General features: G+C 64.7%; 15 protein-coding genes and 1 riboswitch. Of the genes, 4 read left to right on the top strand and 11 right to left on the bottom strand.

The annotated features are described in order from the left end of the window. From EN874_RS18315 to EN874_RS18325, 3 genes are read right to left on the bottom strand one after another with little or no spacing between them, the layout of a single operon-like run. Positions 1-267 carry a DUF2277 domain-containing protein gene (locus EN874_RS18315; protein WP_127426349.1) on the bottom strand — a complete coding sequence of 89 codons (267 nt, stop codon included), beginning with the start codon at positions 265-267 and terminating at the stop codon, positions 1-3. Positions 268-312: 45 nt separating this feature from the next. Continuing rightward, positions 313-564: an exodeoxyribonuclease VII small subunit gene (locus EN874_RS18320; RefSeq protein WP_126095248.1), complete on the bottom strand. Its 252-nt coding sequence runs from the start codon at positions 562-564 to the stop codon at positions 313-315. Between the two features lie 3 nt (positions 565-567). Then, on the bottom strand, positions 568-1494 hold the full coding sequence (locus EN874_RS18325; protein WP_127426350.1) for a histone deacetylase family protein: 927 nt from the start codon (positions 1492-1494) through the stop codon (positions 568-570). 115 nt (positions 1495-1609) lie between these two features. Further along, positions 1610-1788, top strand: a riboswitch (cobalamin riboswitch). Positions 1789-1830: 42 nt separating this feature from the next. Here EN874_RS18325 and bluB point away from each other — a divergent pair. Next, positions 1831-2568, top strand: a complete 738-nt coding sequence (gene bluB, locus EN874_RS18330) for a 5,6-dimethylbenzimidazole synthase (protein ID WP_168247527.1) — start codon at positions 1831-1833, stop codon at positions 2566-2568. Positions 2569-2599: 31 nt separating this feature from the next. Here bluB and EN874_RS18335 read toward each other — a convergent pair whose 3' ends face one another. Continuing rightward, positions 2600-3580, bottom strand: coding sequence for a hypothetical protein (locus EN874_RS18335; protein ID WP_168247528.1), 981 nt, complete (start codon positions 3578-3580; stop codon positions 2600-2602). Positions 3581-3799: 219 nt separating this feature from the next. Continuing rightward, the gene (locus tag EN874_RS18340; protein WP_127426351.1) at positions 3800-4408 is read right to left on the bottom strand and encodes a TetR/AcrR family transcriptional regulator; all 609 of its coding nucleotides are present in this window, start codon (positions 4406-4408) and stop codon (positions 3800-3802) included. A 120-nt stretch (positions 4409-4528) separates the two neighbouring features. Here EN874_RS18340 and EN874_RS18345 point away from each other — a divergent pair, with 120 nt between their 5' ends. Further along, complete coding sequence (locus EN874_RS18345; protein WP_127426352.1) at positions 4529-5746, top strand: MFS transporter; 1218 nt, start codon at positions 4529-4531, stop codon at positions 5744-5746. A gap of 107 nt (positions 5747-5853) precedes the next feature. Here the strand turns inward: EN874_RS18345 and ribB are convergent, their stop codons facing one another. Both ribB and aroC read right to left on the bottom strand, forming a co-directional pair. Then, positions 5854-6954: a 3,4-dihydroxy-2-butanone-4-phosphate synthase gene (gene ribB, locus EN874_RS18350; protein WP_127426353.1), complete on the bottom strand. Its 1101-nt coding sequence runs from the start codon at positions 6952-6954 to the stop codon at positions 5854-5856. Between the two features lie 110 nt (positions 6955-7064). Beyond that, positions 7065-8174: a chorismate synthase gene (gene aroC / locus EN874_RS18355; RefSeq protein WP_127426354.1), complete on the bottom strand. Its 1110-nt coding sequence runs from the start codon at positions 8172-8174 to the stop codon at positions 7065-7067. 211 nt (positions 8175-8385) lie between these two features. On the opposite strand from aroC, the gene EN874_RS18360 reads away from it, so the two are divergent. After that, positions 8386-8646 carry a DUF1344 domain-containing protein gene (locus EN874_RS18360; protein ID WP_127426355.1) on the top strand — a complete coding sequence of 87 codons (261 nt, stop codon included), beginning with the start codon at positions 8386-8388 and terminating at the stop codon, positions 8644-8646. A gap of 3 nt (positions 8647-8649) precedes the next feature. Here the strand turns inward: EN874_RS18360 and EN874_RS18365 are convergent, their stop codons facing one another. The 4 genes from EN874_RS18365 to EN874_RS18380 all read right to left on the bottom strand — a co-directional run bounded on the left by EN874_RS18365 (position 8650) and on the right by EN874_RS18380 (position 11730). Beyond that, positions 8650-9237: a histidine phosphatase family protein gene (locus EN874_RS18365; protein WP_126085254.1), complete on the bottom strand. Its 588-nt coding sequence runs from the start codon at positions 9235-9237 to the stop codon at positions 8650-8652. A 55-nt stretch (positions 9238-9292) separates the two neighbouring features. Continuing rightward, positions 9293-10111 (bottom strand): enoyl-ACP reductase FabI, encoded by an 819-nt coding sequence (gene fabI, locus EN874_RS18370; protein ID WP_127426356.1) that lies wholly within the window; start codon positions 10109-10111, stop codon positions 9293-9295. A gap of 106 nt (positions 10112-10217) precedes the next feature. Then, complete coding sequence (locus EN874_RS18375; RefSeq protein ID WP_127426357.1) at positions 10218-11147, bottom strand: J domain-containing protein; 930 nt, start codon at positions 11145-11147, stop codon at positions 10218-10220. A gap of 118 nt (positions 11148-11265) precedes the next feature. Further along, entirely contained in the window at positions 11266-11730 is a 465-nt protein-coding gene (locus EN874_RS18380) for an RT0821/Lpp0805 family surface protein (RefSeq protein ID WP_127426358.1), read from the bottom strand. 40 nt (positions 11731-11770) lie between these two features. Here EN874_RS18380 and pdxH point away from each other — a divergent pair, with 40 nt between their 5' ends. After that, entirely contained in the window at positions 11771-12388 is a 618-nt protein-coding gene (pdxH, locus tag EN874_RS18385; RefSeq protein ID WP_127426359.1) for a pyridoxamine 5'-phosphate oxidase, read from the top strand. The last annotated feature ends 95 nt before the right edge of the window (positions 12389-12483 follow it).

Raw genomic sequence — 12483 nt, forward strand, 5'->3', positions numbered from 1 at the left:
TCAGGCGAAGCGGAGCGCGGACCTGGCTTTCGCCTTAGCGGCCTCTTCCTCGCGATTGCGCGGATGCTGCGTGGTTTCGAGGCTGTCGAGCAGCTCGCGCGCGGCTGCCGCGATCGCCTCGACGGCGTGGTGAAACGCATGCTCGTTGCGCTTGGACGGCTTGGTCGAGCCGCTCAGCTTGCGCACGAACTGCAGCGCCGCATCATGGACCTCGTCATCGGTCGCCGGCGGATCGAAATTGAACAGGGTCTTGATGTTGCGGCACATGCTTGAACTCCTTACCTGCTTTTCTTCCCCCGCCCCTCTTCCACACTACTCGGCGTCGAGCGGCTCCGTTCCAACCGGCTTGCCGTCGCGCGACAGCCTGATCTTCTCGACCTTGTCCTCGGCCGCCTTTAGCAGCCGGTCGCAATGGGCTTTCAGCGCCTCGCCGCGCTCGTAGATCCTGATCGACTGATCGAGCGGGACATCGCCGCGCTCCAGATCATCGACGATCTTCTCCAGCGCGTCGAGCGCCTGCTCGAAGCTCATCGTCTTGACGTCTTGGTTAGCTTCATCAGCCATAATTCATCCCTTCATCAGCCGCCCGACATGGGCGGCGACCGAAAATGCCAGTCCCTGCAGATCGTAGCCGCCCTCCAGCAGGCTGACGAGCCGGTTGCCGCTGTGGCGCCCGGCGCGCTCCATAAGCTGGCCGGTCGCCCAGTCGAAATCGTCTTCGGTCAGGTTGATCGCGGCCAGCGGATCGCGATGGTGCGCATCGAACCCGGCGGAAATGATGATCAGGTCCGGCTTGAATGCGTCGATCGACGGCAGCACGCGCGACAGGAAGGCGTCGCGGAACGTATCGCTGCCGGTGCTCGGCGCGAGCGGCGCGTTGACGATGTTGCCGGCGCCGGTTTCGCTCTTGGCGCCTGTGCCCGGGTAAAGCGGCATCTGATGCGTCGAGCAATAGAGCACCGACGGATCGTCCCAGAAGATGTCCTGCGTGCCGTTGCCGTGATGCACGTCCCAATCGACGATGGCGACGCGCTCGGCCTGGTGCTTCTTCTGCGCGTAGCGGGCCGCGATCGCCGCGGTGTTGAACAGGCAAAAGCCCATCGCCGTCGTCTTCTCGGCATGATGGCCGGGCGGACGGGCGGCGACGAAGACATTGGCGGCGCGCCCCTCGAAGACATCGTCGATCGCCGCATTGGCGGCGCCGATCGCCGTCACCGCGGCCTGCCAGCTCTTCGGGCTGGCGCTGGTGTCGGCATCGATCGAGACGATGCCGGTCTCAGGAATGGCCGCGCGGACGCGGGCGACGAAATCTTCCGGATGGGCATAAAGGATGGTTGCCTCGTCGCCTTCCGGCGCCCTGACGCGGTCGAGAGCCGAGAAAGCCTCGTCGTCCAGCACGCGCTCGATGGCGCGCAAACGGTCGGGACGCTCGGGATGACCGGGCGGCGTGAGGTGCTCCAGGAATACCGGATGGGTGTAGAGACGGGTAGCCATGGCCCCTAATCTAGGCACCTGTCGCCCGGATAGCCATGTTTCGGCGCCGAATGATTGGGGAAAATCGCGCCCGATCGTGTCGCAAGCGGCATTGGCGCGGCTTCCGCTTCGCGATAGAGTCCTGCCGCTGCCTGGTGCCCGCGACGCGGGAGAATCGGGAACACGGTTGAAATCCGTGGCGTGCCCAACGCTGTGAGGGGGACCGCGCCGGCAAAAGCCACTGTCCTAGACGGGAAGGCGCCGGATGCGGGTCGATCCCGAGCCAGAAGACCGGCCCGGCAGAAATGGTCGTCCGCATGGTCAGGCGGAGGGCTGCTTATCGCAAGGGGACAAGCGATGCAGGCACGAATGGCCGCCACCGGCGGCGGCGACTTTGACCAATTGGCGCGCGAGGCCGTCTACCGGGCGATGTTCACCCGGCGCGACGTGCGCAGCCATTTCACTGCCGACGATCTCGACGATGGCGTGCTGGCGCGACTGTTGACGGCTGCCCATCATGCGCCGTCGGTCGGCTACATGCAGCCGTGGAACTTCATCGTCATCCGCGATGCGACAAGACGGCGGCAGGTGCGCGACCTGTTCCTGGCCGCGCGCGAGCAGGAACTGCCGGCGATCGAGGCGGAGCGGCAGGCGCTCTACCGCACGCTGAAGCTCGAGGGCATCTGCGAAAGCGCGCTCAATCTTTGCATCACCTGCGACCGGCAGCGCTCGCAGAATTCGCCGCTCGGGCGCTGGCACAATCCGGAGATGGACCTCTACAGCACCGTCTGCGCGGTACAGAACTTCTGGCTGGCGGCGCGCGCCGAAGGCGTCGGCGTCGGTTGGGTGAGCATCATCGAGACCGAGGCGCTGAAGCGGCTGTTGTCGATCCCCGAGCATGTCACGCCGATAGCCTATCTCTGCGTCGGCCGCGTCTCGGAATTCGCGCCGCGGCCGGACCTCGAGGCGCATGGCTGGGGCCGGCGCCTGCCGCTGCCCGACCTGGTGATGAGCGAGATCTTTTGCGGCGCCGGCGAGGCGCCGCTCAAATCGGCGATTGCCAAGCTTCGCGGCGCTGACCTGCCGAAGCCTTGATCGGGTTGCCTTCGTGGTCAGGGGCTGCCGATCAGGCAGGCCGGGGCGAATCCCAGCGCGAGCCGCCGAAGGAGCCCAGCGCCTTGTCGCGAAGCTCCCTGAACTTCGACGAGGCCTCGGCTAGGCGCCGGTCCCATTCGGGATTGGGAACCTGGCCTTCGATGGTGGCGAAATAGACCTGCATCAGCGAAGCGATGGCGAAAGGCTCGATGAAGGCCGCCTTGAAGGCCCAGGCGAAGACGATGGCCAGCACGAAGGCCCAGCCGGCGAGCTGCCCGGGCATCACCCAGAGGATGGCGGCTGCCGGGGCAAGCATCAAAAGGAAGATGACGAAGGACACGCCCCACATGATCACCGCCAGCCAGACGGCATTCTTGACCATGTGCTTGCCGTTCTGCGCGTAGAGCACGACGCCCTGCCTGGCGGTCTCGAAAGGCGAGTCCGAATTGATGCGGATGTTGTAGCCGAGGATGATCTCGTCGACATAGGTCAGCGACAGCCGAATGACCGTGTTGATGAAGCTGACGAGGCCGCTCAAGCCGGGAATGGGCAGGAACGCGGCAATGCCGCCGATCAGGCCGGTGATGGCGCGGATGGCGCCTTTGACCAGTTGGTCGACCACGAAAAGGATGTTGGCCTCGGCGAAGCGCTGGGTCACCACTTCCTTCGCATAGGCGATCTGGCCCTGGCCATCCGGAACGTCGTGGCCGTCGATCAGATGCACCATGACGGCGATGTGGCCGGCCTTGAGCACATAGAGGATATATTCGCGGATCCAGTAGACGGCGATCGAGACGACGCCGAAGCCGACGACCCCGCCCCACAAGGCAAACGACATCGGTCCGTCAGGGTCGGTGGAGATGTGGCCAACGCCATAGCCGACACTGGCGCCGGTGCCGGTCGCCATGATGTAGGCCAGCGTGATGCCGAAATAGACGATCATGCGAAAGACGATGAACGGCCATGTCCGCATCATGATGGACACCGACCGGCCGATGCTGAAGTCCCACATGGCCCCGACTCCCCGCCTCGCGCATGACCCCGAAAATCGGAATCGATTTTTCGGAAAGGATCATGCGCAGAATCAAGAGTGTTACAGCGTCGTTTGCGCGTTCGAAGAACGCGCGGCGCTGCCAGACAATTGGCCGGAGAGGATGCGCTCGCCCCTGACATTGTCAACGCGGCGGCGGCGTGCCGGGCCCAAAAAACGGTGCACAAACCGGCAGCGTGGTTACGCGGTGGTTTGCTCTGGCTTCCTGAGCAAGCCTTCTAGCAGCTGCTTGAACGCCGCTATCGCCTTCTTCGAGGTCGCTTCGGGATCCTCGGAATTGGCGATGCGCTGCGCGGCCTGGCTGCTGGCGCCGTTGATCAGCCGCGCGGCGGTCTCGGGATCGAGATCGGGAACGACGACACCGTCCCGCTGCAAGCTGGTCAGATGCCCGGTGATCGACGCCGTGCAGGCATTGGCGTTCGGCCACTGCGCCGGATCGCCAAGCACCGCCGGGCCGTCGCGGAACATGATGCGCTGGATCTCCGGCTCCAGCGCCATCTCGATATAGGTGGTGCATTCGTCGACGAAATGCTGCCAGCGGGTCGGCGCCCGTGACGCCACCTCGTTCACCCGGGCGGCCATCTCGCCGTCGATCTCGGCGATCACCGCCTGCAAGAGCCCCTTCTTGTCGCCGAAATGATGATAGATTGCGCCGCGCGTCAGGCCCGCCGAAGCGGTGAAATCATCCATCGAAGCCTCGGCATAGCCGATCGTGCCGAAGGCGTGGCGTGCGGCCGCTATCAGCTTGGCGCGCGTCTCGGCGATCATCTCCTTGCGCGGTCTGTGCATGGCTCTGGCCCTATTCGCATACGTCTCGTATGCCAATTGACATACGCGACGTATGAACTATCTGAGATACATACGCGGCGTATGTAGTTGCGGCGCCTTTCCTTGTCGAGGAGCACGATCATGCGAAATCCCTATTCGGAAATCTTTCGGGCTCCCGGCACGAAGGGCTTCGCCGCGGCGGCGTTTATCGCCCGGCTGCCGATCGCCATGGCGCCGATCGGCATCGTGGCGATGCTGTCGCAGACGTATGGCGAATACTGGCTGGCCGGCGCTGTCTCGGCGACTTACGCGCTGGTCAACGCCTTCCTGTCGCCGCAGGTATCGCGGCTGGTAGACCGGCTTGGCCAGACCCGCATTGCCATGCCGACGACACTCGTTTCGGTGCTTTCCTTCGCTGCCTTGATCGCGGCGGCCAACCAGCACTGGCCGGTATGGACCTTGTTCCTGTCCGCGCTACTGGCGGCCGCCATGCCCAGCGTTCCGGCGCTGGTCAGGGCGCGCTGGACCGAGATTTTTCGCAATCGCCCCGAGTTGAACACGGCCTTCGCCTTCGAATCGGCGGCTGACGAGTTGGTCTATGTCGCCGGCGCCTCGCTGTCGGTGGGCTTGAGCACCGCGCTGTTCCCCGAGGCCGGCATGGTGGTGAGCACGCTGCTGCTTGCCTTCGGCTCGGCGGCGTTCCTGCTGCAGCGTTCGACAGAGCCACCCGTGCGTCCGGCGGAACATGGGGCGGCCGCTTCGGCGATCCGGTTGCGGCCGGTTCAGATCATCACGTTCGCCCTGATCTTCGTCGGCGCGACCTTCGCGACCACCGAGGTCACCACGGTGGCGATCACCAAAGCGCTCGGCCAGCCCGAAGCGGCGAGCCTCGTCATCGGCGTCTACGCGCTCGGCTCCTTCGTGCTCGGCATCATCGTCGGCGCGCTTAGCCTGAGAGCGCCGCTGCAGCGGCAACTGGCGATAGCGGTGGCAGTGATTGCGCTCACCACGCTGCCGCTGCTCTTTGCCGACACGGTGCCGACGCTGGCGCTCGTCGTCTTCGTCAGCGGCGTCGCGATCTCGCCGACCTTCATCACCGCCTTCGGCCTGATCGAGCGTCACGTGCCGGCCGCGATGCTGACGGAAGGGGTGACCTGGGTGACGACAGGGATCGGTATCGGCATGGCGCTGGGCTCCTTCGCCGCCGGCTGGATGGTCGACGCTTTTGGACCGCAGAACGGTTTCTGGGTGTCGGTCACGGCAGGCGCGATTGCATTTGCCACGGTGCTCGCCGGTCAGTACCGGCTAGCGACACCGGATTGCGACGTGGACGGAAACGAAGCGATGGCGTCGGGTTGAGTGACGAAGCGTTCAGCCATCCATTTCAGATGACGCCTGCGTCACGGACGCTTCAGTCAATCGCGTAAGCGTGCGATTTGCTTGGAGGAGCTTCCGTCCCTCGACAGCTAGAGAATTTCTGTCTTGGCGATATGGATGCCAAACCCTTCGAGGCCGACATAGTGGCGCTCACGCGAGGCGATCAGGTTGATCGAGGAAATGCCTAGATCCTTCAGGATCTGGGCGCCGAGACCGATCTCGCGCCACTCGTTCTCGCGCCGGCGCGCCTCCTCGTGGTCCTCGCGCTCGCCGCTCTGCGGCCGCTTGCGCTCCTGATGGGCGACGCCGACCGAGCCCTCGCGCAGATAGACGATGACGCCGCGCTTGCGCTCGCCCATTGCCTTCATGATGCGGTCCAGCCGGTGGCTGGTGCCGAAGACATCGGTCACGACATCCTCCGAGTGCAGGCGCACCGGCACCTCCTCGCCATCGCGGATATCGCCGAAGACGACCGCGACGTGATGCATGGAATCCCAGGGCAGCGTGTAGGTGAAGACCTGCGCCTTGCCGCCGGGCGTGTCAATATCGGAGCAGGCGACGCGCTCGACCAGCGTTTCCTTGCGCTGGCGGTAGGCGATGAGGTCGGCGACCGAAACCTGCTTCAAGCCATGCTGTTCGGCGAAGGCCTGGACCTCGGGCCCGCGCTTGACGGTGCCGTCGTCATTGACAAGTTCGGAAATGACGCCGACCGGCGGCAGTCCGGCGAGCTTGCAGAGGTCGACAGCGGCCTCCGTATGGCCCGAGCGCATCAGCACGCCCCCCTCACGCGCGATAAGCGGGAAGATGTGACCGGGGCGCACGAAGTCGGAGGCGCCGACATTGCCGTTGGCAAGGTTGCGCACGGTGAGCGTGCGGTCGTCTGCCGATATGCCCGTCGTGGTGCCGTGCTTGAAGTCGACGCTGACGGTGAAGGCGGTGGTGTGGGCGGAATCATTGTCCGCCACCATCGGCGCAAGGTTGAGCCGCCTCGCATCCTCGCGCAGCATCGGCGTGCAGACGATGCCGGACGTGTTGCGGACGATGAAGGCCATCTTTTCCGGCGTGCAGTGGACGGCGGCGACGATCAGGTCGCCCTCATTCTCGCGCCCGTCATCGTCCATGACGACGACGATCTCGCCGCGCTCGAAAGCGCGGATCGCTTCGACGATCTTCTTCTGGTCGTATGGCATGGGGCGCTCACTAGCTCGCTAGGGGAGTAGGGGAATAGGGCAGTAAAGGAGTAGGGGAAAGGAAAAAATTGGCGTTCACGAGGGGCCGCTCAACAAACTCCCCTACTGCCTTACTCCCCTACTCCCCTCCCCGTCTGTCCTCGATGCCGCAGATAGTGGTCGGCAATCGCGCAGGCAACCATGGCCTCGCCGATCGGCACGGCGCGGATGCCGACGCACGGATCATGGCGGCCCTTGGTCATGACCTCGACATCCTTGCCGTCCTTGTCGATGGATTTGCGCGGCGTCAGGATCGAGGAGGTCGGCTTGACGGCGAAGCGGGCGACGATCGCCTGCCCGGTCGAGATGCCGCCCAGGATGCCGCCGGCATTGTTGGACAGAAACACCGGCTTGCCGTCATTGCCGATGCGCATCTCGTCGGCGTTCTGTTCGCCGGTGATGCGCGCCGCCTCGAAGCCGTTGCCGATCTCAACGCCCTTGACGGCGTTGATCGACATCAGGCCGGAGGCGATGTCCTGGTCGAGCTTGGCATAGATCGGCGCGCCGAGGCCGGCCGGCACGCCGTCGGCGACGATCTCGATCACCGCGCCGACCGAGGAGCCGGCCTTGCGGATGCCGTCGAGATAGGCGGCGAAGACCGGGACCGAGGCCGGATCGGGGGTGAAGAACGGGTTCTCGGCATCGCCAACGAAATTCCAGTTCCAGTTGGCGCGATCGATCGCTTTTTCGCCTATCGAGACCAGCGCGCCGCGCACCACCATGCCCGGCACCACCTTGCGGGCCAGCGCGCCGGCAGCCACCCGCGCCGCCGTCTCGCGCGCCGAGGAGCGGCCGCCGCCGCGATGGTCGCGCAACCCGTATTTGACCTCGTAGGTGTAGTCGGCATGGCCCGGCCGGTACTGGCGAGCGATCTCGCCATAATCCTTGGAGCGCTGGTCGACGTTCTCGATCAGCATCGAGATGGGCGTGCCGGTGGTGATCATCGTCTCGCCGTCCTCGTCGAGGATGAAGCCGGACAGGATCTTGACCTCGTCAGGCTCCCGGCGCTGGGTGACGAAGCGCGACTGGCCAGGGCGGCGCCGGTCGAGCTCGGCCTGGATGTCCTCGCGCTTGAAGCGGATGCCGGGCGGGCAGCCGTCGACAACGCAGCCGAGCGCGGAGCCATGGCTTTCACCCCAGGTGGTGACGCGGAAGAGATGGCCGAAGGTGTTGTGAGACATGGAAAAACGCCCTGCCCGGCGGCGGAGCCGGTTCGCCGGTTCAAGGCTGCCTTCTATTGGCGTTTTCCACAGCGGTCAAACGGTGATCAGCTGCATCAATCTGTGATCCGGCCGATTTAGTTTTGACACATTCGGTTGGTTTCTGCTCTCTTCCATCCGCCGTTGAGGATCCGCCGCTGACCAGCCGGCGCAATGACCAAAGAGGACGACGATGCGTACCCTGATTGGCGCTGTTGGCGCCATGCTCATGATTTCCACCGCCGCATTCGCCGGCCAGACCGAAGGCCTGATCAAGAAGGTCGACAAGGACACGCTGACGCTGACGCTGGACGACGGAAAGGCCTACAAGCTCAACGCCGAGACCGATCTCGACGCGCTGAAGCCCGGCATGGATATCGTCATCGCCTTCGACGTGACCAATGGCGAGAACGTCGTTACCGATATGCAGTTGCCGGACAGCGACGCCAACTAAGATCTACAGCCACTCCAGGCTCCGGCCCTCCAGCCGGAGCAGGCGATCCTGCGGGATTTCGAGGCCGGCCGCTTCTTGCTTGGACAGGCCGGCGACGACGCGGAAGAAGCAGCGCATGACGCCGCCATGGGTGACGCAGACCGTCTGCCGGTCGAGCGCGTCGAACCATGGCTTTAGCCGCTCGAGAAGCATCTCATAGCTTTCGGCGCCCTCGCCGGGCGGCTGGAAGTCCCATTTGGCGGCGCGGCGGCCCTTGGTCGAGCCCGGATGCTGGGCCTCGAGCTCGGCGAAGGTGAAACCCTGCCAGTCGCCGAAACTCAGCTCCACCAGGCGCGGGTCGGTGCGATAGTCGGAGGGGTCGAGCCCCATCGCCGCGCGCATCAGCTCCATTGTCTCGCGCGTGCGCCGCATCGGGCTGGCGACAAAGTCGAAATCCGCGGGATTTCTGACGAGCGCTGCCAGACGATGGCCGTTACGGGTCGCCTGCTCGCGGCCGAGCGCGTTGATGTCGGTATCAGCCTGGCCCTGCAGCCGACGCTCGGTATTCCACTGCGTCTGGCCGTGGCGCACGATGTAGACGAGCGGATACATCAGGTCTTCCGTAGGTCGGGCCAGGGCCTGGACGGGAGGGATAGGCGGAGAAGAGTTAGTCTTTGACGGTCGAGATGTCCGGCGCGTCGACCGCCTTCATGCCGACGACATGGTAGCCGGAATCGACGTGATGGACCTCGCCGGTCACGCCGCGCGACAGATCCGACAGGAAGTAGACGCCGGAATCGCCGACCTCCTCCTGCGTCACCGTCTGCTTCAGCGGCGCATTGTACTCGTTCCACTTGAGGATGTAGCGGAAATCGCCGATGCCGGAGGCGGCAAGCGTCTTGATCGGGCCGGCCGAGATCGCGTTGACGCGGATCTTCTTGGCGCCGAGGTCGACGGCCAGATAGCGCACGCTCGCTTCGAGCGCCGCCTTGGCGACGCCCATGACGTTGTAGTGCGGCATCACCTTCTCGGCGCCGTAATAGGTCAGCGTCAAAAGCGAGCCGCCTTCGCTCATCAGCGGCTCGGCGCGCTTGGCGATGGTGGTGAAGGAAAACACCGAAATGTCCATGGTGCGCAGGAAATTGTCGCGCGTCGTCTCGACATAACGGCCGGTGAGCTCGTCCTTGTCGGAGAAGGCGATGGCATGGACGAGGAAGTCGAGCTTGCCCCAGTGCTTGGCGATGTCGGCAAAAACCGCGTCGAGGCTTTCCGGGTCGGTGACGTCGCAATGACCGGCGACATGGGCGTTGAGTTCCGCCGCCAGCGGCTCGACGCGCTTCTTGAACGCCTCGCCCTGATAGGTCAGCGCGATTTCGGCGCCGTGATCGGCGCAAGCCTTGGCGATGCCGAAAGCGATCGACCGATTGTTCGCGACGCCGAGGATGAGGCCTCGCTTACCGGCCATGAGGCCCTGTCCACCCGCCATGTGCGCGTTCTCCGCAAGAATGTCTGCTTTGTGGAGCCCTATCGCACAGGCACAGAGCCCCTTCAAGCGTCGAAAACAGACTGGCTTGAGGAGAAAATCGCCTCGGTCAGCCTTTTCGCTTGCGCATCAGGGCTTCGAGATCGACGTCTCCGCCCTCCGGCAGCATCAGCCGCACATGGGCGTAAAGGTCGCCGTGGCCGCCTGCTTTTTCAGGCAAACCCCTGCCCTTCAGGCGCAGCACCTTGTCCGAGCTCGACCATGCCGGAACGTTGACCGCCAGCTTGCCGGTCGGCGTCTCGACGGCCACCTTGGCGCCAAGCACCGCATCGGCGAGGTCGACGGGAAGGTCGACATGCAGGTCGCGGCCCTCGATGCGGTAGCGCGCATGGCGGCGGATGTGGATCTTGACCAGCGCGTCGCCCGGCTGGCCTGGTCCCTGCTCGCCCTGGCCCTTGAGGCGGATGGTCTGGCCATCCTCGACATAGGCCGGCAGCTTGACCGCCATCTTGCGGCCATCGGGGAACATCGCCGTCACCTTCTCGGCCGTGGCGGCCTCTTCGACGGTGATGTCCAGCGTGACGTTGAGGTCAGCCGCCTGGGCCGGCTGGCGACGATCGCCGCGGCCAGCGCCGCGCGCGCCCGAAAAGGCATCGCCGAAGATCTGGCTGAAGATGTCGCTGTTGCCGTCGAACGGATCGCCGCCCGGGCGTCCGGTGCGGAACTCGAAATGCGCCCCGCCGGGGCCCTGCTGACGCCGGAACCCGGCGAACGGGTCGCCTCCTCCGGCCGCACCTTCGAAGCCCTGGAATCTCGGCTTGCCGTCGGCGTCGATCTCGCCGCGATCGTAAGCGGCGCGCGTCTTCTCGTCGCCGACGATCTCGTAGGCCTGGTTGGCGGCGGCAAAACGCTCCTTCGCCTTCGGATCATTCGGATTCTGGTCCGGATGATGCTGCTTGGCGAGCTTGCGGTACGCCGATTTTATGTCCTTGGCCGATGCGTTCCTGGCAACGCCCAGCACCTCATAGGGGTCGCGCATGCTTCCTGCCTGACAGAGAGGATGAGTCCACGGTTGCCCCCTATATGCGCTTGGATAGGAAGAAATTCCAGTGGCGCAAGAGGGATCGGCGAGCGAAAATCGGAACACCCCGAATTATTCAGAGCGCTTTGAACTGTTGCATATGCCAGCCACCGGCGCCAGCCATGCAAAGCTCGCCCTTGTACAGGGCGACGCCGTCGAAGCTCTCGCGCGTGGCGTTGAAGCGGCGGCAGGTGAGGCCGCCATCCTTGAGCTCCACCAGTTCGGTGATCGCGCCGCGCGAGCCGGTGCCGGCATTGGCCCACGGCACGGGCTGGCCGCCGAGCTCCCGGACGTCGGCGGACGAGACCGCGTTGCCGATGGTGGTCTGATCCGAATCGGTGTCGCTGCCTGCCGGCTGGGCGGGAGAGGACGGCGCGCTGGAGGTGACGATCGAGCGGTCGACCTCCGCCTTCTCGAGACTGAAGCCGCCGGCGCCGCAGGCAGCAAGGGGGAGCGCCAATGTCAGCAGCGCAGCCTTGGCGCTGGCCGAAGCGATAACGCTCCATTGCCCGCTGTCAAAAGCTTGCGCGATACGCGACAATCGGCGAACTCCTCCCGCAATGTTAAAAATTTGGAAAACTATGAACGAAACCGAGTTAACAAGCAGTGACTTTACAGAGGCGGCGGAGCCGTTCCGGCTCTTTGCCGCATGGCTGGAGGACGCCACCAAGAGCGAGCCCAACGACCCCAACGGCGTGGCGCTGGCAACCGTCGATGCCGACGGCATGCCGGACGTGCGGATGGTGCTGCTCAAGGGGTTCGACGAAAAGGGATTTGTCTTCTACACGAATTTCGAGAGCGTCAAGGGCCGCGAGATTCTTGGCAGCATGAAGGCGGCGATGTGCTTCCACTGGAAATCGCTGCGCCGCCAGGTGCGGGTGCGCGGGCCGGTCGAGATCGTCAGCGACGCCGAGGCCGACGCCTATTACGCGACGCGGCCGCGCGGCAGCCGCATCGGCGCCTGGGCCTCGAAACAGTCGCGGCCGCTGGAAAGCCGATTCGCGCTGGAGAAGGCGGTGGCCGAATACACGGCGCGCTACGCGATCGGCGAGATCCCGCGGCCGAAGCACTGGTCGGGCTTCCGCATCCTGCCGCAGACGATCGAGTTCTGGCACGACCGTCCGTTCCGGCTGCACGACCGCATCGCCTTCTCGCGCAATGCCAAAGGCGGCTGGGACAAGACGCGGCTGTATCCCTAGAGCGTTTCAGCGATTCATGGAATCGCCGAACCGCTCTAAGTATTTGTTTTTGCACAATTCCGGACGGAAAACCGTTAGACACTTTTCCTGGAATT

This window comes from Mesorhizobium sp. M1D.F.Ca.ET.231.01.1.1, from assembly GCF_003999155.2.
Lineage (GTDB): Bacteria > Pseudomonadota > Alphaproteobacteria > Rhizobiales > Rhizobiaceae > Mesorhizobium.

Coding starts and splice junctions, on each gene's coding strand:
- EN874_RS18315 (WP_127426349.1), bottom strand. CDS start 267: ATGTGCCGCAACATCAAGACCCTGTTCAATTTCGATCCGCCGGCGACC.
- EN874_RS18320 (WP_126095248.1), bottom strand. CDS start 564: ATGGCTGATGAAGCTAACCAAGACGTCAAGACGATGAGCTTCGAGCAG.
- EN874_RS18325 (WP_127426350.1), bottom strand. CDS start 1,494: ATGGCTACCCGTCTCTACACCCATCCGGTATTCCTGGAGCACCTCACG.
- bluB (WP_168247527.1), top strand. CDS start 1,831: ATGCAGGCACGAATGGCCGCCACCGGCGGCGGCGACTTTGACCAATTG.
- EN874_RS18335 (WP_168247528.1), bottom strand. CDS start 3,580: ATGTGGGACTTCAGCATCGGCCGGTCGGTGTCCATCATGATGCGGACA.
- EN874_RS18340 (WP_127426351.1), bottom strand. CDS start 4,408: ATGCACAGACCGCGCAAGGAGATGATCGCCGAGACGCGCGCCAAGCTG.
- EN874_RS18345 (WP_127426352.1), top strand. CDS start 4,529: ATGCGAAATCCCTATTCGGAAATCTTTCGGGCTCCCGGCACGAAGGGC.
- ribB (WP_127426353.1), bottom strand. CDS start 6,954: ATGCCATACGACCAGAAGAAGATCGTCGAAGCGATCCGCGCTTTCGAG.
- aroC (WP_127426354.1), bottom strand. CDS start 8,174: ATGTCTCACAACACCTTCGGCCATCTCTTCCGCGTCACCACCTGGGGT.
- EN874_RS18360 (WP_127426355.1), top strand. CDS start 8,386: ATGCGTACCCTGATTGGCGCTGTTGGCGCCATGCTCATGATTTCCACC.
- EN874_RS18365 (WP_126085254.1), bottom strand. CDS start 9,237: ATGTATCCGCTCGTCTACATCGTGCGCCACGGCCAGACGCAGTGGAAT.
- fabI (WP_127426356.1), bottom strand. CDS start 10,111: ATGGCGGGTGGACAGGGCCTCATGGCCGGTAAGCGAGGCCTCATCCTC.
- EN874_RS18375 (WP_127426357.1), bottom strand. CDS start 11,147: ATGCGCGACCCCTATGAGGTGCTGGGCGTTGCCAGGAACGCATCGGCC.
- pdxH (WP_127426359.1), top strand. CDS start 11,771: ATGAACGAAACCGAGTTAACAAGCAGTGACTTTACAGAGGCGGCGGAG.